At 41.8% G+C, this 25301-nt stretch carries 18 protein-coding genes; 4 read left to right on the top strand and 14 right to left on the bottom strand.

Annotated features, from left to right (window positions below):
- Positions 1-28: 28 nt before the first annotated feature.
- The 11 genes from B9N78_RS02560 to B9N78_RS02610 form a co-directional block, all read right to left on the bottom strand.
- Complete coding sequence (locus B9N78_RS02560) at positions 29-1990, bottom strand: peptide transporter (RefSeq protein ID WP_085097856.1); 1962 nt, start codon at positions 1988-1990, stop codon at positions 29-31.
- A gap of 46 nt (positions 1991-2036) precedes the next feature.
- Entirely contained in the window at positions 2037-4010 is a 1974-nt protein-coding gene (locus B9N78_RS02565) for a DUF6785 family protein (protein WP_085097858.1), read from the bottom strand.
- A 20-nt stretch (positions 4011-4030) separates the two neighbouring features.
- Entirely contained in the window at positions 4031-8905 is a 4875-nt protein-coding gene (locus B9N78_RS02570; protein WP_085097861.1) for an FtsX-like permease family protein, read from the bottom strand.
- A 19-nt stretch (positions 8906-8924) separates the two neighbouring features.
- A complete protein-coding gene (locus tag B9N78_RS02575; RefSeq protein ID WP_085097864.1) occupies positions 8925-9659 on the bottom strand; it encodes an ABC transporter ATP-binding protein in 735 nt (244 codons plus the stop codon).
- A 51-nt stretch (positions 9660-9710) separates the two neighbouring features.
- On the bottom strand, positions 9711-10391 hold the full coding sequence (locus B9N78_RS02580; RefSeq protein WP_085097867.1) for an ABC transporter permease: 681 nt from the start codon (positions 10389-10391) through the stop codon (positions 9711-9713).
- 314 nt (positions 10392-10705) lie between these two features.
- Positions 10706-11500, bottom strand: coding sequence for a polysaccharide deacetylase family protein (locus B9N78_RS02585; protein WP_085097869.1), 795 nt, complete (start codon positions 11498-11500; stop codon positions 10706-10708).
- Positions 11500-12663 carry a glycosyltransferase family protein gene (locus B9N78_RS02590; protein WP_085097872.1) on the bottom strand — a complete coding sequence of 388 codons (1164 nt, stop codon included), beginning with the start codon at positions 12661-12663 and terminating at the stop codon, positions 11500-11502. The genes B9N78_RS02585 and B9N78_RS02590 overlap by 1 nt, the downstream gene beginning before the upstream one ends.
- Positions 12660-13277 carry a histidine phosphatase family protein gene (locus B9N78_RS02595; protein ID WP_085097875.1) on the bottom strand — a complete coding sequence of 206 codons (618 nt, stop codon included), beginning with the start codon at positions 13275-13277 and terminating at the stop codon, positions 12660-12662. The genes B9N78_RS02590 and B9N78_RS02595 overlap by 4 nt, the downstream gene beginning before the upstream one ends.
- Complete coding sequence (locus tag B9N78_RS02600; RefSeq protein WP_085097877.1) at positions 13274-14395, bottom strand: glycosyltransferase family 4 protein; 1122 nt, start codon at positions 14393-14395, stop codon at positions 13274-13276. Before B9N78_RS02600 ends, B9N78_RS02595 begins: the two co-directional genes overlap by 4 nt.
- 26 nt (positions 14396-14421) lie before the next feature.
- Positions 14422-15690, bottom strand: coding sequence for a glycosyltransferase family 4 protein (locus B9N78_RS02605; RefSeq protein WP_085097880.1), 1269 nt, complete (start codon positions 15688-15690; stop codon positions 14422-14424).
- Entirely contained in the window at positions 15690-16856 is a 1167-nt protein-coding gene (locus tag B9N78_RS02610; protein WP_085097883.1) for a glycosyltransferase family protein, read from the bottom strand. The genes B9N78_RS02605 and B9N78_RS02610 overlap by 1 nt, the downstream gene beginning before the upstream one ends.
- 249 nt (positions 16857-17105) lie before the next feature.
- On the opposite strand from B9N78_RS02610, the gene B9N78_RS02615 reads away from it, so the two are divergent.
- The 4 genes from B9N78_RS02615 to ilvN all read left to right on the top strand — a co-directional run bounded on the left by B9N78_RS02615 (position 17106) and on the right by ilvN (position 21216).
- Positions 17106-18275, top strand: a complete 1170-nt coding sequence (locus B9N78_RS02615) for a hypothetical protein (protein ID WP_085097886.1) — start codon at positions 17106-17108, stop codon at positions 18273-18275.
- Positions 18262-18975 (top strand): class I SAM-dependent methyltransferase, encoded by a 714-nt coding sequence (locus B9N78_RS02620; RefSeq protein ID WP_085097889.1) that lies wholly within the window; start codon positions 18262-18264, stop codon positions 18973-18975. Before B9N78_RS02615 ends, B9N78_RS02620 begins: the two co-directional genes overlap by 14 nt.
- Positions 18976-19284: 309 nt before the next feature.
- Entirely contained in the window at positions 19285-20946 is a 1662-nt protein-coding gene (gene ilvB / locus B9N78_RS02625; RefSeq protein ID WP_085097892.1) for a biosynthetic-type acetolactate synthase large subunit, read from the top strand.
- Positions 20947-20949: 3 nt separating this feature from the next.
- The gene (gene ilvN, locus B9N78_RS02630; RefSeq protein ID WP_085097895.1) at positions 20950-21216 is read left to right on the top strand and encodes an acetolactate synthase small subunit; all 267 of its coding nucleotides are present in this window, start codon (positions 20950-20952) and stop codon (positions 21214-21216) included.
- 78 nt (positions 21217-21294) lie between these two features.
- Here the strand turns inward: ilvN and B9N78_RS02635 are convergent, their stop codons facing one another.
- From B9N78_RS02635 to B9N78_RS02645, 3 genes are all read right to left on the bottom strand, one after another.
- Positions 21295-21882 (bottom strand): hypothetical protein, encoded by a 588-nt coding sequence (locus B9N78_RS02635; RefSeq protein ID WP_085097897.1) that lies wholly within the window; start codon positions 21880-21882, stop codon positions 21295-21297.
- Between the two features lie 15 nt (positions 21883-21897).
- Positions 21898-23328 carry a DNA integrity scanning protein DisA nucleotide-binding domain protein gene (locus B9N78_RS02640; protein ID WP_085097900.1) on the bottom strand — a complete coding sequence of 477 codons (1431 nt, stop codon included), beginning with the start codon at positions 23326-23328 and terminating at the stop codon, positions 21898-21900.
- Between the two features lie 82 nt (positions 23329-23410).
- Complete coding sequence (locus B9N78_RS02645) at positions 23411-25285, bottom strand: YgiQ family radical SAM protein (RefSeq protein WP_085097902.1); 1875 nt, start codon at positions 25283-25285, stop codon at positions 23411-23413.
- Positions 25286-25301: the final 16 nt, after the last annotated feature.

The following is a 25301-nucleotide window of genomic DNA, read 5'->3' on the forward strand; positions in this document are numbered from 1 at the left end:
GACAAAACATCATAGCTTTAACTTTTCGTCAATAGGCCATTTTACCCAGTGATTTTAGAATTAAGGTACATCCCATTGCAAACATACCTGTTAATCCCATGCCGCATGAAAAACCTGCCAGCAACACCGGCGCATATTGTCTCCACATGGTTCCATACTTCTTTTGAAAGAAGTACCGCCCGATAAGAGCACCGATTACTTCCAGAATGAATGCGTGCGGAGTGCTTTGTCCAAGTCCTCGAACAACTCCGTAAATAAGCATGATCGGAAGTCCTAGAATATTTAAAATACCGTAAAGAACTAAACCAAGTCCAATCCCGGAGAAGATAACTGTTCCGCTTAAAGCTTGGAAGAATAGCGAGTTTCCGTCAAGTGTTGACGTTTGCATCAGCAGAGTGTTTAAAGCTTGCAGATGCCATAATTCCTGGGCGTAAGGATAGTTGGATGAAGGAATAGGAGCTAACTGCCATATAAATTGTGAAAACAATAGGCTGGCAATCATAACCACAGGGAATACAACAAGCTCTGCTTTAATGATTCCGCGGATTGATGTTCCTGTCAGTTCAATTTCGCGGAAATGAACAGTTGCCTCTCCATAGTTATGGATAGGTATAGGAGCATACCATATTTCAATTCCTTGATATCCGAAAAACTTTGCACCGGCAATGAAGCTTGCCTCTCGAACCAGCGGCAGACTGACAAACTGTCCTGCTATACCTTCCATTCTAGCTGAAATATACGAAATTATCGGTGTATAAATGAACCCGTACAGCAAGAAAAATATCCACGGAAAATTAGGAACAAGAAACAAGCACATGCCGACATAAGCAAGTGTTGAAAATAAATAAATTGCAATTGAAAACCAGAAATTGATGTCACCTCTACCTTCTGGAGGTGTAAAGAGATTGCTCCATGATGAACGGCTTTTGGCATGTTCACCTCTGAAGGATGACACTACCGAGCATATTCCTATTATTCCTATGGCCAGTCCAAGACCTATGGAAAAGCTCATATAAAAATCGAAGTTATTGGCAAAAACCGTTTCAACCGTTTCCATGCCCGGATGCCATCTATGGAGAATTCCATGCTCGAAAAGAACAGGGTTGGCAGCAAAGGTGATGATAATTCCGATTAATCCACCGATTACAGCCCAGAATGGTAAAACCATTCCTATGAAAAACAGTCCCAGATCAAACTGAATACCGGTCGCAACCGCTGGAAGAATTTTTTCCGTGTAGGGTGTTAGTTCAATCCATGGAATCGGAATCAATCGTATCGGCTCTGTAAAAATCAGTCCGGATACTGCAGGCAAGAGTACATAGATTGAACCGAAAGCCAGCCCTATGACTCCTCCTATCGAGAATACGCGCCATTTCCAACTGGCAGCCTTTTCTTCTGTTGATTCTGCAAGAGCCATTGTTCCTAAAGCTCCTACAGGGGCCATAGGGAAAGGCAGTTTTTCAACATCGGATGTAATGCGATACAAGGCGTAACCAAGTCCGAAATGGTCAATTCGTTGAACTATTTGCGAACCGATCAATAACAATATGGGGATAAGCCAGTCGCGATGGAAAAAAGTTCTTTGCAATAATGATTCAGAACCGGGTTGCGGAGCAATCCATGTCGGGATAAACTCTGTCAGTCCCAGCATTCTGGCCGCATCGGATTGCACAAGGTACTGTTGCCACAGTAATCCGGAGAAAGGTGAGGCTAATGCCGCACCCGCCATATAGTAGAGCAGAAATATTTCCTGCTGTTTGAGTTCAGTGTATGAGCGTTTGGCTATTTCGGCAAAAAGAATAATTGTAACCCATCTGGCGGCTGGGCCGATTCCCTGACCGATGACAAGTTGCAAATACATACTGCCCGGCATCATCAGAAAGCCGATGAAAACCGCGCCGACAATCGTTTTCCAGTCAAAACCCTCTTCAAAATGGTCAGGTGCTTTGAGTAGGTCCCGGTATTCTTGTAATTCTTTATCGTTATTCATTTTTAAATTTCCGCTACTTTTATTGGCATAAAATTAGTCAATAGCTTTAACCCGGAAGTACCTGATAGCTTTGTCCCGCCCATAGTCCATATAATGCCCATGCTCCGCCCATTAAAAAATCGCCCATTATCAAACCGAAAAATAAGTACCGGACTTTTTTAAATAATCCGACTCCGCCGTAGCGTAAGGTGAGCTGATTAAACATCCACCCCAGAAAAAAGCTGAACCAGAGAATTTTCATAGCCGAACTGTATGCTGTAAGATATCCGATTGGATGGAGAGGCCACCATGGGAGCCTGTTGTAGGCAAGAACCAGTATCAGCATGACAATTGCCCCGATTGTCGCGAAAGTTGTTACCCACTCGGAAGCAGCAGCAGGTTCTTGAATGACCCGTACTACGTTATCGTAAACTGTCATCGATGTACTTGTTGCCCAATCAAGCTGAAGTTCACGAATGCCGTATTTATAGCAGATAAAGAGCATAGCTGCGAAAGACACAGCAACCCCGGCTAGCAGGATTATTATTATTCCTGAAAGAAAAAGTCGTTTATTTTTAATCCATTCATTAATTTTTGATCCATGAACAAGGGACGGCATTAAAGATTCTCTAAGGTCGACAAAAAGAATCTTTTGGCACATGGCCGTAACTGCAATTCCTACAGCTCCGAAAAACTTGGTTCCAAATATTGCGGTAACGCCGTCAATAGGGGCGGCAGTCAATGTGAAATACGCAATACCACCCTGACAGATGGCTTTTGAAGCGACTACGGTGAAGACAAAGAAGGCCGTAAGGACCAGCAGAGCCATAAGCATCGGTACACCGAAATTAACGCACCATGCTACCAGCAGCGAGCCTGAAATCATCAGTCCCCAGAATGAAAACCGCAGGGACATCCATTCGGAATCTCCTTTAGTTTGCTTGCCTCCGAAGGCTTCACGCAGAACTTGCCTGAGATGCTGTCTGGCGAGCCATACGATAAACAAAAAGAAAATCAGATATGCGCCGATCATTTGAGTTTCTTCCGGACGGGTCAAAGTAGGTCCGAAAGTTACGCCAAGTGATGAGGCAGGAATATTTAATCCCGCGATATTCAGGATTCCGTAAAAAAGACCTCCAATCAGAAAGAAGAACCAGAAGCTGAAGGAAATCTGGCGTGACGCAAGGAACGCAAACCCTACAAACGCCGGATAGAAATAAATTTTCATTTTGGTAAAGCCTGAAAACAAGCCAGTTTTGGCGAAATATTTACCTGCAAGTATTAATGTAGGCATTTCAGGAACTGACGGAATATAAAAATGAAGTCCGTTCATTGTGTGCAACGCAATGCAGAAAAATAACCCGATTAGGAAAAATTTATTGGTTAAAAATGAACCGTATAATCCTTGATCAAGAGCTTCTTCCATAAATTTAGGTAGTTGAAGAAGTGGAAAGTTAATGCGCTCGTTTTCCACCCATTGCCTGCTGAAAATATTTGTCAGGCAGAGCATCATGAAATAGCAGAGCAGTATAAAAGCAGCCCACCATAAAAGCGGAGTAATCCATGCAGACCAGGGGATGGCCCTGATGAGGTCTGTTGTATCCATGAATGAGCCGCCTTTAATTCCGTTGTAGAGGCTCTCGACAACTTTTGGGTCTGTCGGGTGCAATGATGGCGGGAGTACAGGCTGAAGCAGCTCTTTCCACCTGTTGCCGATGGTTGCAAAATGGATAGGTGCGGTAAGGTTGATGAAAAAAGTTCTTGCCAGACCTGTAAACGCTATGCCGGAAACAATAACTGTCAGTATCCACATGGTCATCAGATCCAGTCCAGTCAAAAGCGGAGCTGAACGGAATATTTTATGGTGCAATGCCGAGATTGCTGTAAGCCATGCCAGTATAAAGAACGGAGCCAGTGGAAAATGTCCCCCTGCCAGCGGTGTTGCATTTAAATAGGCATTATTAAAGGGCGTAAAGGCGCAAATCAGTAATCCGAATATAATCCCAAGTGCGATAGCCCGTTTCCGTATGTTTCCATGCATCTGATAATTTCCTAAATAATTTAAATATCTTCAAGCGTTTTCTTCAAGTTGAGCCCTGTAAATCCATAAGCCATCAACTCTGGGATTTTCTCACGAAATGTTTTCTGTTTTTCAGGATCAAGGGAACGCCAGACAAGGAATTGTTTTCTTATCGCGTTAATGAAGTCTTTATTTAATCTTTTCCATGCCCCGGATTCACCTGATTCTCTGTTGATAATGAGCGCGGTTTCAAGAAATTGCGGATATTCTTTAGATGGTCTGAATTCCAGTTTGATCATTTGTTTTACGCCGAAATCAAAGGGTGCAAGCCAAACACGAACATCAAACTGAAAGCACGCTATATGATCCGGAAAGTCGGGTGATATTTCTTTTAGCGATTCCGGTAACTTCTGGTTGCTGAAGTTAACTTCAATTTCTGAAGTTGAAAACAGGCCATGCGACACATCGGTATGAGCTTCAAGGTATTCAAGCAGGAATCCGCCTGCATCTTTCTGCTCTGCGTGTTTGAGGAGGAAAGGAAGCGTTGTTTCAATTGAATCTGTTCCTGAATCAGGTATTTTCCATGACCTGTTTACGTCGGGAATAGCAATATTTGCAGCAACTCTTGAGGGGTAAATAACAGAGATCAACGTTACCGCAATAACCAGAACCATTGCAGCTACTCCCGCCATGGAAGAATAGTTTGCGGTCATACCTGCCCATAAAGGTGTTCCGGCAAAAAGACCGGAGGCGGTTTGAGCTATAAGATAACCGGCGACAACACTGATCACGGCAAAGGCAATAGCTTCTGCAATAAATAAAAATGATACATGAGTCGGGGCCATGCCTATTGATGTATATACAGCTATTTCTTTTTTACGCTCGTATACACTTGTAATCATAGTATTCAGTACAATAAGTGCTGAAATTATCAGCGGAATCAAAATGTTAGAAACCCCTGAATAGTTCATGCTGTCAGCAGCCTGACAAATATACGTCCCGGTATTATCACAGCTGAAAATAGGAAGACCGTAGCGGTCAACAAGATTGTTTATGGTCTCGGTTGAGAAAACACCTGCGACAGGTGCAATAGCTACGGCTTTTAATTTACCGCCCATTGCCATCAAAGTATCATATGGAATAATTGCAGTAACTTCTCCGGGAATGTGTGAATATCGCCCTTGGAAGGTATCAATATCTTCGCCTGCTTCAATAGCGTCAGCTTCAACTTCGCTTAATTCCTGTGCCGCAGCGGAAGGGAAAACTACCGGAGTCATCGGTTCGCCGTCGAGATCCGTGTGTTCATTAAATTTCTTGCCGTCAAAAATTCCTACTAATGTAAAAGGGCTTCCCCATACATTCAGAGTATCACCTGTTTTTGCTCCGAGTCTGTCAGCCATTTTTTTAGACAATATAATTTGTCTGGACTTATCTGGTTCCAGCCAATGACCGGACACCAAAATTTGATTGATTCCGCTGAGTTGCGGTTCAATATAGCTTAGCCCGATCAGTCCTTTAACTTCTTCATTATTCCCCCTGAAGCTTACAGGGGTAGAAGCAGAAATGGTTTTATCTTCGAGTTCCAGCCATCCTCTCGGAGCGACAATGCCGTTTGCTTCGAAGTCGTTTCTGACAATTCCGAGAGTCTCTCTAGGCAGGTCTTTCCAGCCGATATTTTTCATAAAAATGCCGGAATAAGGATTGCTGTCACTGAAAAGCACATAAGTATGCTCTCTGAGAGATTTTACAGCTGTAAAACTCATGATAGTGAACGTAAGAATTGTAAGCGTAAGGCATGTAAGAAATGTTCTGATTTTTCTGCGTCTTAAGTTACTGACACCAATTACAAATGCGGCAGTAAAAGCTTTCCATTTACTGATTTCAGAGGTGCTGGTTTTATGTGCCCGTTGCTGAAGCAGTATCATCTCTTTTTCAAAGCGGAAAAATATAATTAAAGAGACCATGACGGACAGAGCAAGAATGAAAAAGGCTAAAATAACGACAACCGGACTGTAAGTAAGCTGAAATGCCGGATGAACCATATATATGACAGCAATGACAGCCATAAGAATCGCCAGAAATCCCAAAATTCTTTTGTGGATATCGGCAAAAGAAAAGAGCACCCGTTCCATACAGTATGCAAACGGTATGAACAGAGCGATGTAGAAAAGTACTCCGACAAGAACATCTTTTTGAGTCTGATCTACATCCAGATAAACTCTTGATGCCAGAGCCCAGGACGTGCGTGAGTTCTCCATGAAATCGTTATAGCGGCGTTCTTGCCAAGCTGTTTTGGCTTTTGAAAGGGCTTCTGTTCCCTTTTGCTCCAGCGTTCTTATTCTCTGGTTTATGATTCCATGTGATTCGAGGTTTTCAATTCTAGGTTTCAGAAGATTCCACATATCCGCGGCCGCTCTGTAGTCGGTTGCGGGAATAATCGGCCATTCTTTCAGGTTATACCCGTCTCCGGCTGGATCTGCAGGCGTTGAATGGATGAGGATCATTTTCCTGTTGAGTACAGAATCAGACAGCGTCATTTTTAACGGAACATTCGGCTCAAGAAAAACACTGGTGATTGTTGAAGAACGGGTGTCGATGCGGCTGTACCAAAAATGCATGGGAGCAGCATCACGGGAACCGTCGAGCACTTCAACTTTGGTCATGTATCTGAAGGTTCTTGGAGTAAGCAGATCGAACAGGGTAGTTTGCGTGCAACCGAACATGATAACTTTTGTTTCCATGTCCAGACGAATCATTTTGAGTCTATATGCGTTTATACCTGTCTTTTTTTTGTCGATAGCCCAGACAATCCTTCCGTCTGGATTATATTTGTATCCTTCAATAATCAATTTAGGCTGGACAAGTTTACTTGAAGCAACTCCTGTGAATTTAAAGTCGCCTTCAGTGTCAGCAAGAGAATAAAATCTTGTATTGCCTTGAAATGCCATAAAAATAGCGTTCGGAGCAGGTTGGTCAGCAAACAGTTCACCCTGTCTGACAAAACGGGCTTTCCCATTTACAAGAGCAAAGCCTTTGCGAGGCGGTTTTGTTGTTAAAACTTCCGGTGAATTTGAAATGCCTTTGACAAGCCCTTCAACAAGCTCAGCCTGTTTACCGACTCCGTCCCAGTTTATATTCTGGATAGTATCAAAAGGTGTTCCCCAGTACGCACGATCATCGTTAACGGTTGCAAGTGTAAAGCCTAACATGCCTGCCATGGTCGCGATTTCACTTCCGAATTGAGGCTTATCAAGCAACCACGTCTGCCAAGGTTTTGAGCTGTTAGGTCGAAGTGTATCCGCAAACAGTCCGTGAGTTCCTATTTTTTTTTCAACAGCTGGAGCGGTGTCATTTAAAATTTCGTTAACCTGAGAAAATGTTCTGGAAAGATTTACTCTGGGTCTTAGATCGTAAAACCACCCGCGCCCGAATGCGCCTACGCCTTGACCGTGACTGGACAGGTGAAGTGATATCAAACATACAGGGTCTTTTGATCGGACTGTTGTACGAAGGCCCCTCGCGCTTCTGGCAGAATCAAGTTGCTGTTTAATATCATTTTTTATTGCTTGAACATTTTGTTTAACTTTCGGAAATAAATTACGCAGAGCCGCAAGTTCATCGGCCGGCAAAGTTGAATAATCAGTTTTCCATGATATGCGACGTAATAATTTGCGTTTTTGATCAACCTTTTCGATATCTTCTTTTTTAATATCTTGCTGCATGCGCATAAGCATGAGGTTTTTGTTAAGAATATCAACTTCGTCTTTAACTTGATTTTTTAAAGCCTTATACATCAGATCGAAAAGTTCTGGATTTTTGGCAGCCACTTCAGTGGCAAGCGGATTGTCCAATTCAAGGCCTTCCAAAATCTTAGCAGCGTTGTCTTTTTTGGTGCTAAGCGTCGCTTTAATTCTTTTCAGACTTATGCTTTTACCGGAGATTGCTTTGAAAAATTCACGCATACCGCGCAGGGACTGACCGTGTCCGCTTGTGGCAAGAAGCAGTATGGAGCGTTTGGGAGGATTGGCAGCTAAATCTTTACCTATTTTAATAAGTGATGCTATTGAGAGAGCTTCGTCCGCGCCGGGAGAGTTCCCCATTATGTATGATGAGCTGTCATAGAAAGATTCAATAATAACCAGTTCTTCGGAGAGCTTTGGGTCAGTTCCTTCAATCATGCAGTAGACGTTTTCTGCTGTAATACGTTTCCACTTAGCCGAGGATTTTACGGTAGCAGAATCTGCAACAACCGTCTGCGGGCCACCTCTGATTATGCCGAGTTTCTTTTCAGCGTCAGTTGCGCTCATATAATAACGCGGGAAATCAAGAGGCGACAGTTCAAGTTTTTCTTCAAAAAAACCTTTCATTGTCGGGCCTGAATCCACGTAAATAAGAGCGGATGCTCCTAAACTTGCTGCGTTAAGCCAGTTTTTACCGGATTCAATGTCCATGATAACTATGGCATTCTTAACTGGAAGCCCTGTAAAATCAACTAGTCGTCCTTTTCCTACATAGATAATAGGACCTGAAAGACCGTTTTGAGGAGTTGCAGGCGGTGAGACAGCATTAAACTTGGCAGGGCGTATCTGTATTTTCGCCCCGGTTTTATCGATAGTTAATTCCGCAGCAGAATTGACCATAGTGGGAGCAATAAAAACGTGCTTACCTACTTTTACATCACCTAATTCTTTAAATTTTGCGGCGATATAATCGGAGGCTTTTTGTTCACCCTCGGAGCCGAATGAGCGATCACCCAAAGAAGATAATTCCGTAATAGTCTGCTTTAACGGTTCATATGCACTGTAAGCCGGGGCGGGGATTACCAGAGCTGAAATGGTAAATAATACAGTAAGAACACCCAGTAATTTTCTGGTTGACCAAAGTGTGAGATTTATCTTTAATCTGATGGTGGACATTAATTGCGGTCTCCGGAAATTATACCGTGCAGATGCGGCCAACCTCAATATTAAGCTGGTCTCTGTTTTCAATTTTTTTAATCAGTCCGTCTTCAATCCAGACAACTCTGTCGGAAGCATTAAGCATTTTATAGTCATGGGTTGCAGTGATGATGGTTACACCGCGCTCTTTGCTTAAGTCACTCATCAGTTTGATAATTTCTTCACCAGTTGAAAGGTCAAGGTTGCCTGTAGGTTCGTCTGCAAGAATAATAGCAGGGTCGTTGGCAAGAGATCTTGCGATTGCAACGCGCTGCTGCTGTCCTCCGGAAAGTTCCTGCGGTTTGTGATTGTATCTTTTATGCAGTCCTACCAGATCAAGCAGTGCAATACCTTTTGTAACAGCCGCGTCGTTATGAACGCCTGCAAAAATCATCGGCAAGGTGATGTTTTCTAAAGCTGTCATTACCTGAATCAGGTTAAATGTCTGGAATATATATCCTATCTTGCGGTTGCGGAGCCACGCAAGTTCAAAGGCATCCAGTTGTGCAATATCAACTTCATCAATAAATACTTTTCCTTCCGTAGGTTTATCAAGTCCTCCTATCATATTAAAGAGGGTGGATTTTCCTGACCCTGACGGTCCCATAATCGAAAGGTATTCTCCCGCGAAAATTTCTAAATCAACACCTTTAAGAGCCTGTACGTCTACGGATCCGAGTTTGAATTTTTTAGTAACTCCGGTAACTCTGACTATGGTATGTGATTCGGGCATATTATGTCGCCTTTGTCTTAATTAGTTTTATAAAGTCAAATTCAAAATGGTTTATTCTTCAACTCTCATCGCTTCAATGGGGCGCATGCGTGCAGCAATCAAGGCCGGGTATAAAACACCTATCAGGCTCAGCGCAAAACCTACACCTATGGAATACAGTATTGACAGTCCGACGTCTGCGATTGGCAGATATTTAATAGCGTTCCATCCATAACTGGTCATCGCGAGCAATATAGCTATGATTGCTCCGAAAACTGCTCCGAGAACCGATCCTACAACGCCTTGCATTGAAGCTTCAAGTATAAATAATCTTAAGACAAAACTATCAAGGGCTCCGAGGCATTTCATTGTACCTATTTCACGAAATCGTTCGGTGACCGCCATAAGCTGAGCATTAATGATTCCGACAGTACATACGAGAAGTGAAAGAATTACAATCCAGCGTTCTTTCGCACTTCCGTCTGGCTGGTAACCGGCTTTATCAAGAATTTTAACGAGATAGGCTTGCCCAGAATTATAAATTCCGTTTGAAATATCGCTACCTATAAGAACATAGGCGAGGAAGGATACTGCAAGAACAAGACTGGTCACAGTTACCATATTTCGTAAAAATCTGGATTTTATGCTTTTGAGGCTTATTTCCAAAGATTTATTGAACGGCAATACCACCTGAGCCAGAATATCAGTTGACTCGCCAGGGGTCTGAAAGGGGATTCTTTTAAGTTTTGACATTTTATCAGTCTCTGGTGAATCTGTTTATATTAAATATGACTGCTGTGAATTTAGAAAATTAATATATTTATCAATCTTTCTTATAATTTTCGCAGTTATCATTTTTAAATTTTATACATTTAATTCGTACCTTAAACTCTATTAAATGCAAAGCAAAAATACATTTAAGAGAGGGTGTTTGACATAAAATTTTGTATAAGAAAATGAGTAAGAGTTATGAATGTCTGATTATAGAAAGATGCCGATATATTAATATTATACAAATTATGAATAACTGTAGCGTATTAAATGTATAGTATTAATTTATCTAAAAATTATTTGTGAAGTATATCACGGATATCTTGGATGCGAAGTCGAGGCGTTTCGGAAATTCTAGCTAAAAGAAAATCTAAAAATTTAATAGATGTTTTGTTCATACGCTGGTGGTGCAGCATAAAACCTGCATAATCTGTTTGCACTGCATGTTCGATTTGATTCATTAAAGCTTTAATACAAGCCTTAGGGTTTTCTTCTTTAATAGTGTGGAGGTCAATATTAATAGGAAGGTCAGGGAGCCCTTCTACAGGGTAGGGGGCTACATTAATGCAGCGTGAGATAGCAATGAAACCTAATTCTGCCAGACAGGTCATAGTCTCACTTGTACAGCGGTTCCAAGGCGGAGTGAATATGGGGCACATATTGTTGCCGAGTAGTTTATTAAGCTTTTGCTTTCCCTTAGTAATTTCCGCTGTAAGTTTATTGTAATCTCGCGAAGGTCCGAATTCAAATTTTTTACCGATTTTTTCACGGTTAGTGTGACGGTAGCCGTGCTGGTGCATACACCAGAGAGATAAGTCGTCCGGGCCTAGTTTTTCAAATATTTTTTGCACTCTGTCCTCGTTGAGCCATGAAGGAACAACTGCCAGAGCAAGTGGAACTTTGTTTTTTTTGAAAACATCGATCATCATTGAAAATTGTTTCCCGGGGTACCCGATATCATCAGCTCTGAAGAAAACGTCACATCCCTTTTCCGGAATCAGCATTTCCAGTTCTTCCCACCATGATTCAAACGTATCAACGAGGTCCGAAATATTATTTTTCCAAATAGAAGATATAGGGCGGTATGACATTATCTTTTACCAGCCATCAGTATCTCTCGGGCAGAATTAAGTGCTCCGTCTAGGTTTATACTATGGTCTGAAGAGGAGTGTTCAGAGGTTAAAAGATCGGTGATTATCGTTTTCATATTTGTATTGTTGAGATCGTTAACATTCATAATTTTAAGAGAAATATGTTCAGCCAATTTTTCCGCTCTCATCCGCTGCTCTCTATTTTGTGCAAATGGGAGAACTGCGCTTGGTATGTTTGTAGTAAGTATATCCATACAGGTGTTATAGCCTGCCATAGATATCATGGCATCTGCGCCAGTCAACAGGTTCGGGAAGTCCGGTGCAAATTTTTCTACAGTTATATTCGGTAAAGATAAAGAGGCTGTTTTCATAAGGTCATATTTATCGTTGTCAAAAAATGGTCCTGTCAGCATTAACAGTTTAGTTTTTTCAATATTGAGTTCTGCAAAACTGTCAAATACGGCTTTTAACAATGATTCTCCTACCTTCCCACCGCCGGCACTTACAACCAGTAATTTCTCGTCGGTGCTGATTCCCAGTTGTTTTCTAATTACACCGCGGATATTTTTATTCGGTTTGCGGGCGACAAATCCTGTGTATAAATAGGGGATAGCTATATCATTCATTGCTTGAAAAGTTTCATCAAGTTTTGCTATCTGCGGGTCAGAGTGAATAAGCAAAAGATCAAAGTACTTATTCAGGGTCTCTACACAACGTTTTTCGTGTTTTCCGCCGTCATTTTTCTCTACAAGAATATCTCTAAGAGAGCAGATAACCTTTACATTACCATAAAGACCGGCTTTAATTGAGTCTAAAATCGGTAAGAGCTCAAATCTGAATGCTTTTCGTCCGAAAGGGAACAGCTCAATTAAAAAGATGTCAGGCTGTTTCTGCTCAAACAGAATCTTAATTTTTTCTATTCTGTCAGCTTTTACTTCGTCTATAGCCCGTCCTTCATCAGTTGGAGTCAGGCCGCCGAAGCTTTCATCCATGCAAAGTCCGGGAAGTTGAAAGTATTCAACATGATCAGGTAATTGTTGGGCAGGTTTCGTTCCGCCGGAAACAAAAATTACTTGTTCATTTTGAAGTGCCCGTGAAATTTCAAGGCTGCGAAAAAAGTGCCCCATGCCTAAGACATGCTGGCAGTAATGAATTATTTTCATAAAATATCGTTCAGCCTATCAATGGATAAGTTTCCATCCCATTTTATCCAGTGTAATCTTCGGCGTTTGATCAGTTTCGGAGTTCCCGGCATAAAATCGTGATCCGCCAATTTGTATGTGATTGATTTCAATGTCCCTTCGTGAATGACAGCAAGCACTTTGAGCGTTTCATTGTCAATTATATCAATTATCTTTGAAATACCTTCTTCAAGAGCTTTCAGTGCTCTTTTTGATATTTCTTCACGACTCTCACCACCGACAGGCCGAAAGTTCCATCCCTTAGCTTCTTCCGCTGAAAGTATGCCGGGCCATTTTTGGTCAAGTTCTTTGTATGTTAAACCGGACCACTCACCCCAATCCTGCTCACGCAGGCCCGGAATTTTTATGATCGGTATGTTAAGGCCTTGAGTAATTATTTCGGCAGTTTCAATCGCCCGTCCCAGATCACTTGTTATTACTGCATCAAAAGTTTCAGGCGAAAGAGTTTTTCTCCATTTATCAGCTAATTTCCTTCCGTGCTTTGTAAGCGGAGAGTCCATGTGGCCTTGAATTCTGTTTTCTTCATTCCAGATTGTAACTGAATGTCTGATTAACGCAATTCTTACCTGTTTCAATATGACCTCCTTACTATTGAGTGTCGGATTTTTTCTTCTATATGTCGCAGGTTCAAGTTTTGATCAAACAGTTCTTTAATACGTATGGGAGCCAACTCATTCATTTTTTGCAGTTTTGATTTATCTTTAAAAAGATTGATAATGTTATTTGCAAGTGAGTTGATATCTCCTTCTGGAGATAAAAGTCCGGTTTTATCATGTGCAACAGCTTCTCTAGGGCCTCGCGTCGAATATGCAATAACTGGTAATCCTATGCTTTGAGCTTCCAGATAAACCATTCCGAGAGCTTCATTGTACCCGGGGTATACGAAAATATCAGCGGCACTGTAGTATTTAAAAAGGTCTTCGCGGTTTATCCTACCTAAAAAAATAATCTGATCTCCGGCTTTTTGCTTTGCCAAAGATATCAGTCGCTCACGGGCTTCGCCATCTCCGGCAATAAGCAGTCTGGCTTCAGGGATTATTTTGAGAACATTTGCAAAAGCAAGGATCAAGTCTCTTAAACTTTGTTCTTTTACTCCGCTGCGGAACATAGCCGTGCTCATAAGCACAGGTTTATTCTCTATGTTAAGAGTCTTCCTGATGGCGGTTCTGCTTTTTAAGCAGAATTTAAATTCGTCAGGATTTATCCCCGGACGTGTTCTGGTCAATTTTTCAGGAAGAATTATGCGGGAAAGATTTTCATGGTCGATTTCTTTATTTGCAAAGACATGATCGGCATGCAGTAAAGCCGTTTTGTTTGCCATAAAACCTAACCATGTCTTGAGGTTACGCCTATGTTTTGTGGAAAATACACCTTGATATATCAGGTAGGGGATACCTAATTCAGTAGAAATTTCCGGACCGAATAAGTCAGGAGATTTGTAGTAACTGTGGTATGTAAGCCATACATCAGGGTTGAAACTTTTAACTCTCTTCAAAGTTTTATTATATTCAAAGTAGAGCATCGGCCATTTGGATGGTGATGTTGTAATATTTCTAAGCCGCATGCGACTTGCAATCAGGATTTCATGCCCATGTGCACATAGATAGTCATGCAGACTTTTACCGATAATTAAATCTCCGGAAGGAGTTTTATCATCGATAGGTTTATGCGGGGCGAAAAAGGCGATTCGCATATGGGCGTGTCCTTGTAATGTAAATGCTAGTCGCCGGCCTTTATCCCATATAATTCATATACATCAGCCAATACGTTGATCCAGTAACGGTTGTCAAAAATATCATGAACTTTCTGTTTAGCCGCTGGAATCATGGCGTGTCTGAGTGCTTGATCGGTTAATATCTTTTCCATGGCATCAGCCATTGCCAAGTAATCACCCGGCTCAACAAGCATCCCTGTTTTGCCGTTATCAATCAGTTCAGGAATACCGGATATTGTGGTTGCCACTACAGGAACCGACATGGCCATGCTTTCTGCAAGAACATTAGGGATTCCGTCCCTGTCGCCGTTGGCGGCTATTTCACATCCCAGTGCGAACAAGTCTGCTGATCGGTATAGTTCAAGAACTTCTTCGTGCGGTTTTGTTCCGAGCCATGTGCACCGCTTCGATAAACCAAGATCTTCAATCATTGCCAGTGCGGATTCTCTGTCATCGCCGTCACCGACAATTTTATAAGAAAAATCTATTCCTTTATCAGCCAGCACTTTTAATGCCTTAAATACTGTCGGGAGACCTTTTTTAGGAGTGAACCTTGCTACAGTGAAAATTTCATAAGGCGCAGTTGATGAATAATCTTTATCTGAAGTGAAAAGACGCAGATCAATGCCATGATAGACTTTATGAATGGGTTTACCTTTAGGAGCTATCTCCTCAAGATATTTGCAGTTGTATCCGGTGCACGTTACCGCAAACTTAGCTTCAGAAATTTTAGCGGTTATTTTTTCAGGAGCCTGAGTATAAATATCTTTGGCGTGAGCTGTGAAACTGAACGGAAGCCCTGAAAGCCTGCTTGTATTTCTCGCAACTGAAGTCGGAGAATGGGCAAAGTGTGCGTGGATGTGAAAAATATTAGACCCGGGCAGAATCTTTTCAACGATATACTCAGCTTGAAGCATATGCTTAAAAGAAGCTTCACTACCGGTTTCGTTAAAGTTGTCCCATATTTTATCGATTCGAGCCGTAAAATCAGGATCAACTTTATAACGCGGATCTTTTAAACCTGCGTCCTGATCTGATGAACCGAAAAGTTCTTCAAGGCAGCCCTCAAGCGTTGACGGCAGATAAGACACTTCGGCTTTAATCTCTGAAATAGATTTATGTGTAAAATCTTCACGCGGTTTACGCATGGAGATAATATGAATTTTTACGCCGCGTTTTTCGAGTAAGCGAATTTCATTGGATATGAATGTTTCGGAAATACGCGGGTATCCTTTCAGGATCATAGCCAGAACTGGTTGATTTGTATTTATCATTAGCAAATATCTTTGAATGCGTTTACACGTTGATGCATAACATCAAGGCCGGTGAATTTAAAATTTGAGACAGCTTCTCGGATGATTTTGGAATTGTTAAGTAAATTATTTACTTTTTCCATCATCGTATCCGGTCCTAAATCATGCCAGGGGATAAAGTCTGCAAGGTTTTGCTCTTTAAGGACTTCGGCCCTGATGGTTTGCTCAAGTCTCGGGGTTTCACGAGGAACGATCAAACTGATCTGTTTGTGTGAAAGAATTTCGCAAATAGTATTGTATCCGCCCATGCTTACAACAAGATCAGCATTACTGAATAGTTTTTCCATTCTTCTGTAAAAATGATAGAAGGTAACTGAAAGTTTTTTTGCACGCTCAGAAAGGTCATGTCTCAGGTCTGCCGGCATAAAAGGGCCTGTAACCATGACTGTCCGGAAATTCTGCGGTCCGTATTTTTCAAGTGCTTTTAAATACGCGTCCATCATGGGGTATCCGTCACCACCGCCGCCGGCGGTTATGACGACGAGTTTTTTGCCGTTTTTACGTGTGTCAGGGCAGGATCTTTCGTGGATTTCTCGCGGAATATAACCTGTGAAGACCATTTTTTTACTGATAGACTCTGGAATGCTGTATTCTTTAATCGGGTCGTAATATTCACGGTGTCCGTAAACCCATATTTCAGAATAAAGGTTCTCAAGAACATCATAAATACCTTTATCCTGCCAATCCGCAGTAGTGCTTTTGGAATCATCCATGATGTCTCGAAGTCCAAGAATGGTGCGGGTTTTACCGTACTGCTTCATCCATTCCAGAGTCGGCATTATTTCGTGTTTGAGGCCGCGCGGAGCTTTATCAACTATGAAAAGATCCGGTTGAAAACTTTTTGCAGTGGCATCAATTATAGACTGACGGATAGACATTGCGTGAATAGGGTCTATTTTTATTGAATGAGGTATGTAATTGTCGTTTGATTGTTTGATCATTCCCGGAACACGGACAAAATCTATCTGTTCGGGGAATTCAAATCTTCCGACTATTGGAGATCCTGTAATTATCAGGATGTTTACCCCATGGCATTTAAGTTGTGAGGCGATTGCCATTGTACGGCGGATGTGTCCAAGACCGTAAGTGTCGTGGGAATACATCAAAATGTTGTAGGTCTTACTCATTAATTATACCGAATGTACATGGTTTATAAGCTACTAAGTTGATTTGGCGTTGCATATCCGTGATCGTTGGAATATCTAACTAAAAAAAGTTATTCTGTAACTTCTTAAAATTGTTCAACCAAGTCTTTGCTGTTTTCTAGTATGTTTTCCGGTTGGATGCAATCCATTTTCATGTCTTTTGTTGTTTATGGTTTTTATATATATTAAAGGTTGTTAGTTGATTTTGACATGTAGACACAGGGGGAAAAGATGAGCTCAATAATAGACATACTGATTTATGCGCATGATGGAAGAGGTCTCGGGCATGTCAGTCGCAGTGTTGCAATAGGTCTGGCCGTACGCAGGCTTTTCCCGCACTTGTCAGTTTTGCTGGTAACCGGATGCGGCTCTACAGCTGAGCTTATAGGTGACGGAGAACTGGATTGGATTAAGTTGCCGTCGTATAAAACTAAAATTTTAAGCGGAGAATCCTGTGGCGATCTCGGTCCTTCAAATATCGAAGATAAAGTTCTGGGTAGTATCCGGGCAGAGAATATCAGTGATCTGGTAGATGTTTATAGACCTAAAGTTATTTTGGCGGATCATACTCCTCAAGGTAAACACAGAGAGTTACTTCCTGCTGTAGAAGGTTCAACTTATAGCAAGTGGGTACTTGGAGTGCGGGCTGTAGTAGGAGAGGTTGATAAAGTCTGGTCTGAACTTTCCGCAAGTATTTTTACTAAAAAATATTCGGATATATTGTGGTATGGCGATTCTTCCGTAACAGGCCGTCTAGAACTCGATAGACTTTCAAGCCATTTTCATAAAATTCCGTTTGAAACAGGATATGTTTCTAGGTTCAAGGAATTGCAAAAGATTGTAACTGATGTTTGTTCACTCAAGAAACTTGCCGGGGTTGTTTCTGTCCCGTGGTCAGGGGACGGGACTTTTGCTCTTCTTGAAAAGGTTGCAGAAGCCTTGGGCAGTTTCGATATATCGGAAGGGATATGGAAAGTTTATATGAATCATCGCGAACCGCGAGTCTGTGATGTGAAAAAGTTTTTTGAGAGCTATCCCAATATTTGTCTGGAACAGCTGGGGCCGTCTTTTCTGACAGATTTAGCAAATTCACGGTCTGCCGTTATTTACGGTGGATATAACAGCCTGACGGATGTAATGGGGGCAGGAGTCCCATCTGTAGTGCTGCTGCGTGGAATGAAAGACGGGGAACAGGAAGAGCATGCTGCAGCTTTAAGTAAGTCTCTATCGGCTGTCGTGGATATATTCCCTGAAGATGATGTTACTGTTGACGGGCTCCGCAGTTCTCTTGAAAAATGCTTCAAAACGAATATTGATCCGTTTGCTATCTCCCTTGACGGTGCGGCGAATGCGGCCAGGTATCTGGCTGAACTTGCTGGAGTTCGTGATGCTAACGGCTAGTAACGAGCTGCGTAAAACTATCCGGAAAATCACCAAAGATTTTTCTCGTCATGAAATGTCTCAGTGGGAATTGGTTTTATCTGATCTTGACCGTGAAATGAGTATTCTTGAAGTCGGGTGCGGCCGAGGCGGGAAGACTGATTTTTTACGATCGCAAGGTTTTAAAAATATTCTTGGAGTTGAAAAGAATATTTATCAGGTTGATGAGTGTAATAAACGAGGATTAAATGTAGTTTCTTTAGAAGAGTTTGATGCAGGGTATACTGATACTAAATTTGATTTTTTAGTATTATCCCACATTATTGAGCATTTTAAGTTCGAAGATTTAATCAGATTTATCGATGGATATCTGAAATATTTAAAGCCGGATGGATTGATACTTATTGCAACTCCTATGGTTCATCCTCATTTCTGGCTTGATCTGGATCATGAGAAACCGTATTACCCTCAAGGTATTAAAAATTTTTACAGCGGCAGTTCAGAACAGGTCGGTTTCAGTTCTGAATATGAATTGAAGTTACAGGATATCAGGTTCAGGAAAAGTCCTTTTAGAGTCAAAAATGACCGGAATCTACTTCTTAAGTACAATGATATTCCGATGCTTCTGTTTAATTTGTTTTGCGCAGGTTTGTTTAAGTTTTCGTTTAATGTAATCGGTTATAAGACCGGATGGGTGGGTTTGTTCAAGTTGAAATCATAGTTTGTATTTTTTTTATAAAAAAGACTTGATTATGATAATCTGCTGTCATACATTTCCTCCAGTACTTATAAATTTAAGAAAATTTGAGAAAAACTGAAATGAATTTATTTTCCCTAAATCACAATCTATCAGTCGTTGCAACCCTCACCCTAGTGGTGATGGTGGTGATTTCTGTGGTCCTAGTGACAGGCATAATCAAGCCGGAGGGAATGCTGTAAATTTCAGTTTACGCACACATGTTGTTCTAACCCCTGCCGGCTATGCCTGCAGGGGTTTTTTTTTGACATTATGACAAGTGAGGGTGAGTAAATGGAAATCAGTGGAGCGCAATTGCTTATCAGGCTTTTGGAGAGGCAGGGTATAGATATCATATGCGGAATACCGGGCGGGTCTAATCTGCCAATTTATGATGCACTCAGAAACAGTTCTATCAAACATATTCTGGCAAGACATGAGCAAGGGGCGGGTTTTATGTCTCACGGTATGGCCAGAACGACAGGAAAGGCTGCTGTCTGTATGGCGACTTCAGGTCCGGGGGTTACAAACATGCTGACAGCAATAGCTGATGCGAGTCTTGATTCAATCCCGATTGTTGCCATAACGGGACAGGTTTCAAGTTCATTAATCGGTACTGATGCTTTTCAGGAAGTTGATACTTACGGTCTGACAATTCCTATTACCAAACATAATTTTCTGGTTCAATCCGCTAAAGATTTACTCCAAATTATTCCTGAAGCCTTTCGCCTTGCTGAATCCGGCCGACCTGGCCCTGTCGTCATTGATATCCCGAAAAATGTTCAGAGTGAGATTCTTGAGCTGGATGATTTTCCTGAAGCCGGAGTTAAAAGCAAACCTTCATTGTGTGATGACAATTTACTTAGTCAGGCTGTTGAAATGATCAACAATTCACGCAGACCCGTTATTTATGCAGGCGGGGGAGTTGTTGCGGCTGAAGGATCACAAAATTTAATTCGGTTTGCTCATAAAAATTCAATTCCGGTTGTTACTTCTTTGATGGGGCTTGGAGTGTATCCGCATGGTGATGCTCATTGTCTTGGAATGCTCGGTATGCACGGAGAGCGTGCAACTAATATGATAATGAATGAAGCCGATTTGATTATAGCTCTCGGAGTGCGTTTTGATGATAGAGCTGTCGGAAAAACATGTGAATTCTGCAAACATGCCGATATCTTGCATGTAGATATCGATAAATCTGAAATTGATAAAATTAAGTCTTCCAACCTTGCAATTGTAGGTGATGTCGGACACGCCCTTAAAGTTTTTGCCGAGCGCGTGGAATCAGCAATCCGTATGGAATGGAGTGCTCGAATTGCTTCGTTAAAGTTGATGAATCCCGAAATATTGCCGGATATGGATGATACCTTCCATCCTATGAATCTGCTGCGGGTTGTCAGCGAATCACTTTCCGAAAATTCTATTATCACAACAGATGTAGGGCAGCATCAGATGTGGGTGGCGAAAGGATATCCATTTAGAAAACCGCGTACTTTGCTTACGTCCGGCGGACTCGGCACAATGGGATTCGGCTTACCTACAGCAATCGGAGCGGCGTTATCCAATCCTGAAAGCCGGATTGTATGTGTCAGCGGCGATGGCTCTTTTTTAATGAATATACAGGAACTTGCAACGCTTGCTGAGCATCATCTGAATGTTAAAGTTCTGATTATGAATAACAATAGGCTTGGGCTTGTAAGGCAGCAGCAGGAACTTTTCTTCGGAGAAAGATATATTGCCTCCACGTTTGAAAGCAGTCCTGATTTTACAGCTATTGCAAAAGGTTTCGGCGTTCCTGCTTTTGATCTTGGAGAAGCGGAGAATCCGTCACTGTTTTTACGTAAAATTCTTGGTCAGGACGGTCCGTGCGTCATAAATATTCCTATAGAGATTGAAAATAAAGTTCTTCCCATGGTTCCACCTGAATGCGCTAATATAGAAATGATAGGAGGCTGAGATATGTGTAAATATGGTGTAGATTTACTGGTTAGGAATCATGCCGGAGTTATGAGTCAGATTACCGGGCTTTTTGCGCGGAGGAATTTTAACCTTGAGGGAATTGTCTGCGGTCCTGTAGGGAATGGAGAGGAGAGCCGCATGGTGCTGACTGTTAAAGATGACAGCAAGCTTGAACAGATAGTTTTGCAACTTGAAAAATTGTATGACGTCCTTGAAGTTAAAAGAGTAGAAGATCATCCTTTTACTAAAATATTAGAGAAACTTTGATTGTTGAATATAAAAAATCCTGTAAGTTATTGTTATAAGATAACTTACAGGATTTTTAAAAAGTTTGACTAGATTGTTTCAGTTTATAAAAACTTTAACGTTATCTAAAGCCCAGAACTCTGTTTTACGACCTGTCAGAGAACCTTTGAACTCAAGCTTAAGTTCCCCGTTTAAAACCATTGAATGGTCAACTGTGAATGAAAGCGGTGCAACCCAGTAGGCTCTATCTCTTTCGCCTACTTTTACAAACCCTGTGTTATTCACAGGTTTTTCGTCATCGTCATTTTCAAGAATGCATGGAAATTTGGTGAGTTTCATGATTTCAGCCCCTTCAGGGATGGTTACTGAAAAGCTGTCAGCCAGTTTTCCTTCTGAATCCCAACTTCCTACATAAAACATATCAAATTTAACTGTAACCGCGGAGTTTTTTGGAATGTTCTGTAACGTCAGCACCGTTTGAGCCGGATATCGTTTATTGCGGTTATTAAATAGTCCAAGAACTCTGTTGCCGGCAATAATATATGTTTTTTTTGTAGACCAGTCAGATGAAATTTTCTTGTTTGAAAAATCATAAGTTTTGAATAGAGGTTCTCCTGCCGTTGCAGCTGAAGCACAAATCAGCAGGGAAAGAGCTGTAACAGATATTAATTTTAGCAGCTTATTCATAATGTTCTCCTCATCTTATTCTTCAATCCAATCTTCTAGAGTGGGCGGAGTACTTACACAGGCAAAATGCTGCGTCCAATCACAACTTGCCGTCAGTTCCGCTCCGCGTTGAATAATTGAAACCGGTTTGTCGGAAGAAACTACAATTACAATTATATTCGGATGTTCCGCGGTAAAGCGTAGGGCAGAATTAAACCGTGCTCCTCTTCCTCTGTTTTCACCTGAAACAGCTTTCCCGTCCAGCAGGCATGCAAACCCGTAAACTTTTACATCTTTTCCGATATGTACTGCCCCGTCCAATTTTGTCAGGGACCGGGCTAAACCGCGAATTTCAGGATCTCGCAAATCAAGCGGTTCTTCGAGAGTCTGCCCGGCTATTTTTACAGGAATTTCATTAAAATCTAAAACCAGTGTGCATCCGTGGCTTTGATTAGTTGCGCTTGCTACCATTTTATTTGCAAATTGAAATAAATCGTGTCTGTCATTGGCATCAAGTGGAATTTCAAGGAGAGTCTCTTCGAGCTGGACTAAATTAGGCTTGAAATTTGTTGATGAAAAAGTTGCATCTGCGAAACTGCACACTGATTCCGGTCCAAGTTGCAGAATCCCTCTTTCTCCTTTGAAATTAGCGGAAATAGAGGTGTTTGTAGGTATGCACGATGAGATACCGACAACACATTTCCCGTCAGATACCAGCTTTCTGCTGGAATTTTCTACAGATTGCAGAAGCTTTCTGACATGCTTATGGTTTTTTAGTGCCGGTCTTTCATTTTCCGGGAATTTTGCCAGATAATTTAATGCTTCCAGCTCTGACGGTTCAATAAAAATAAGATCCCCGCGGGCCCATGCGCCTTCTTCCTTTGTTTTGGATATCCCTAGAACTGCATCAAGAATCGGGTAAACTCTCAGTTGCGTATCCCATCCCATGATTCGATTGCGCTGATCAACAATGTAATCTCTTACAGCATGGGTTGAATATTCGCGCAAAAGGTGGCCAGAACTATCAAGACGCAAAATGTTCTGCGCCGCATAATCCTGAGAAAGTATCATAGCCGCATATTCCATCCAACTTTGAGTCGGTCCGATTGAACACATGTTGGGATGTTGTTCTGTGAACCAGCATTGGTAAAATATACTGCTGGAGCGTGCACTGCATGTTATTAATCCGGCAAGTGTCAGATCTTTTGTTCTGATTAGCTCAATAAGCCGCGAGGTGTCGTCATGTCTGCTTCCGGCTTTCCATTCATCTGAGTCTATGTAAACTTCTTTCAGCTTCGGTTCGTGATCTCTCAATAAATCGTGCGGGTCATAAATACGCAAAGGATCACCGGGGTTTATTGCGTATAGTAATGCTGTCCGGCTTATCTGTGAGAAGTGTGAAAGTCCGTCACGCAATCCGTCCATTATATGGAAGATGCACAGATTAGCGAAAGAGTCTGAGCTCATTGGATACTACCTGCAGTAATAGTTTGGATGAATTCTTCACTTATTTATTATATTAATTATTAATCATTTCCAATGGTAATGATTAATTTTTTTTAGTTTTTTTGAAAAATGGTTCTGTTTTACCTTTCCCTTTAAACTTTTTATTTCCTTTAAAATCTTTTTGTTTAGTTTTTGAATCGGTTTTTTCCGGTTTATCCTGTTTATCTTTATGGCGGATACTTCTCGGGTCACGCCCTGAGTCCGGAATGAGAATGCCATGCTGTTTCAAACGTTGGGCATCTGTCCTTGCAACAAAGATCCGTTCCCCTTCCGGTGATGTGCCTGTGTAATACATAGCTGCGGCAACAGTCCCGGGAGTCGGGATAAAGCATTGTACCTGTTTAGGTGACCAGCCCTTTGATTTAAGCCAGTCGGCAAGCATGCGCATATCCGCATCAGTGCAGCCGGGGAATGCACTCATCAAATAAGGAATGACATATTGATCTTTGCCTGCTTTGCTAGATTCGGCCTTAAAAAGTTCAAGAAAGCTTTCGAATACAGGAAGATCCGGTTTGCGCATATGTTTCAGAACGGCTGGTGATATATGCTCGGGAGCAACTTTTAACTGTCCTCCGACAAATTCTTTAAATATTTCACGCAAACTGGTGCGGTCTTTAAGTCCAAGATCGAACCTTACTCCGCTGGCAACACGTACATGTTTTATTCCTTCAATATTTTTAACCTGTTTCAAGAGATCAAGGTTCGCTTTTTGATCATACTTAAAATTAGGACAGACATTTGGTACAAGGCAGCTTTTACGCTTGCAGATATCTCTTTCAAGCGAGCATTTTGCGTTCCACATATTGGCACTTGGGCCGCCTATGTCTGAGATGGAACCTCTGAAATCAACATGTGAATTCATTTCAGCAGCTTCATTTAAAATGGACTTTTTACTGCGGGAACGAATGTGCCTTCCTTGGTGCATAGCAATAGAGCAGAAAGAACATCCTCCGCCGCATCCGCGGTGAGATGTTATGCTGAATTCAATCATATCCGCAGCGGGGATTCTTCCCTTTCCTTCATAGGTAGGGTGGGGCAGTCTTGCAAACGGCAGTGTATAAAGCCAATCCAGTTCAGCGGTGGTGAGGTAAGGCGACGGGGGTGTTATGACGACATGCCTGTTGTCTGTTTTTTGAATTGCCCATGACTTACCGTGGTGAACTTGTTCTTCCAGCAGAAGTGTTGCTTTCATTAACATTTGCGGATTGTCGATAATCTCTTGATGTGACGGTAGGTTTATTACTTCCGCATCCGCAGGAACATCTTCAATATTACCCATGAACGCCGTACCGTTAATATTTCGCAGTACTTTGTTTGAAGGTTCAGCTGCTTGTGAAAGTCGGTCCGCAGCTTCAAGCATAGCCCGTTCGCCCATGCCGTAAATCAAAAGGTCAGCTTTGCTGTCCATAAGAATTGTTTTGCGGACTTTATCGGTCCAGAAATCGAAATGCGAAACCCGGCGCAGGGAAGCTTCAATTCCGCCTAAGATTACAGGCAGTCCTTTGAAAGCTTTTTTTAAAAGATTTGTATAAATTATACATGCACGGTTTGGTCTGGCTCCGGCTTTTCCACCGGGCGTGTAAGCATCATCACTTCTTTTTTTACGGAATGATGTATAGTGCGAAACCATAGAATCAAGTGCTCCGGCAGAGACTCCGGCATATAAACGCGGGCGGCCGAGGGCTTCGATCTGTTTAGTATCATTCCAGTCAGGTTGACAGATAAGCGCAACTTTATATCCATGAGCAGTCAAAACTCTGCCTAACAGCGGGATTCCGAAACTTGGATGATCTATATAGCTATCGCCTGACACGAGAAGAATATCAGGCTCATCCCATCCGAGCCTGTCCATTTCTCTTCTTGTCATGGGCAGAAAATCAGGTTGCTTTGTTTTTGAAGCGATAATTGTGTTTGTCATCCGCTGTTCATATAGA

The organism is Desulfovibrio gilichinskyi (genome assembly GCF_900177375.1).
Taxonomy (GTDB): domain Bacteria; phylum Desulfobacterota; class Desulfovibrionia; order Desulfovibrionales; family Desulfovibrionaceae; genus Maridesulfovibrio; species Maridesulfovibrio gilichinskyi.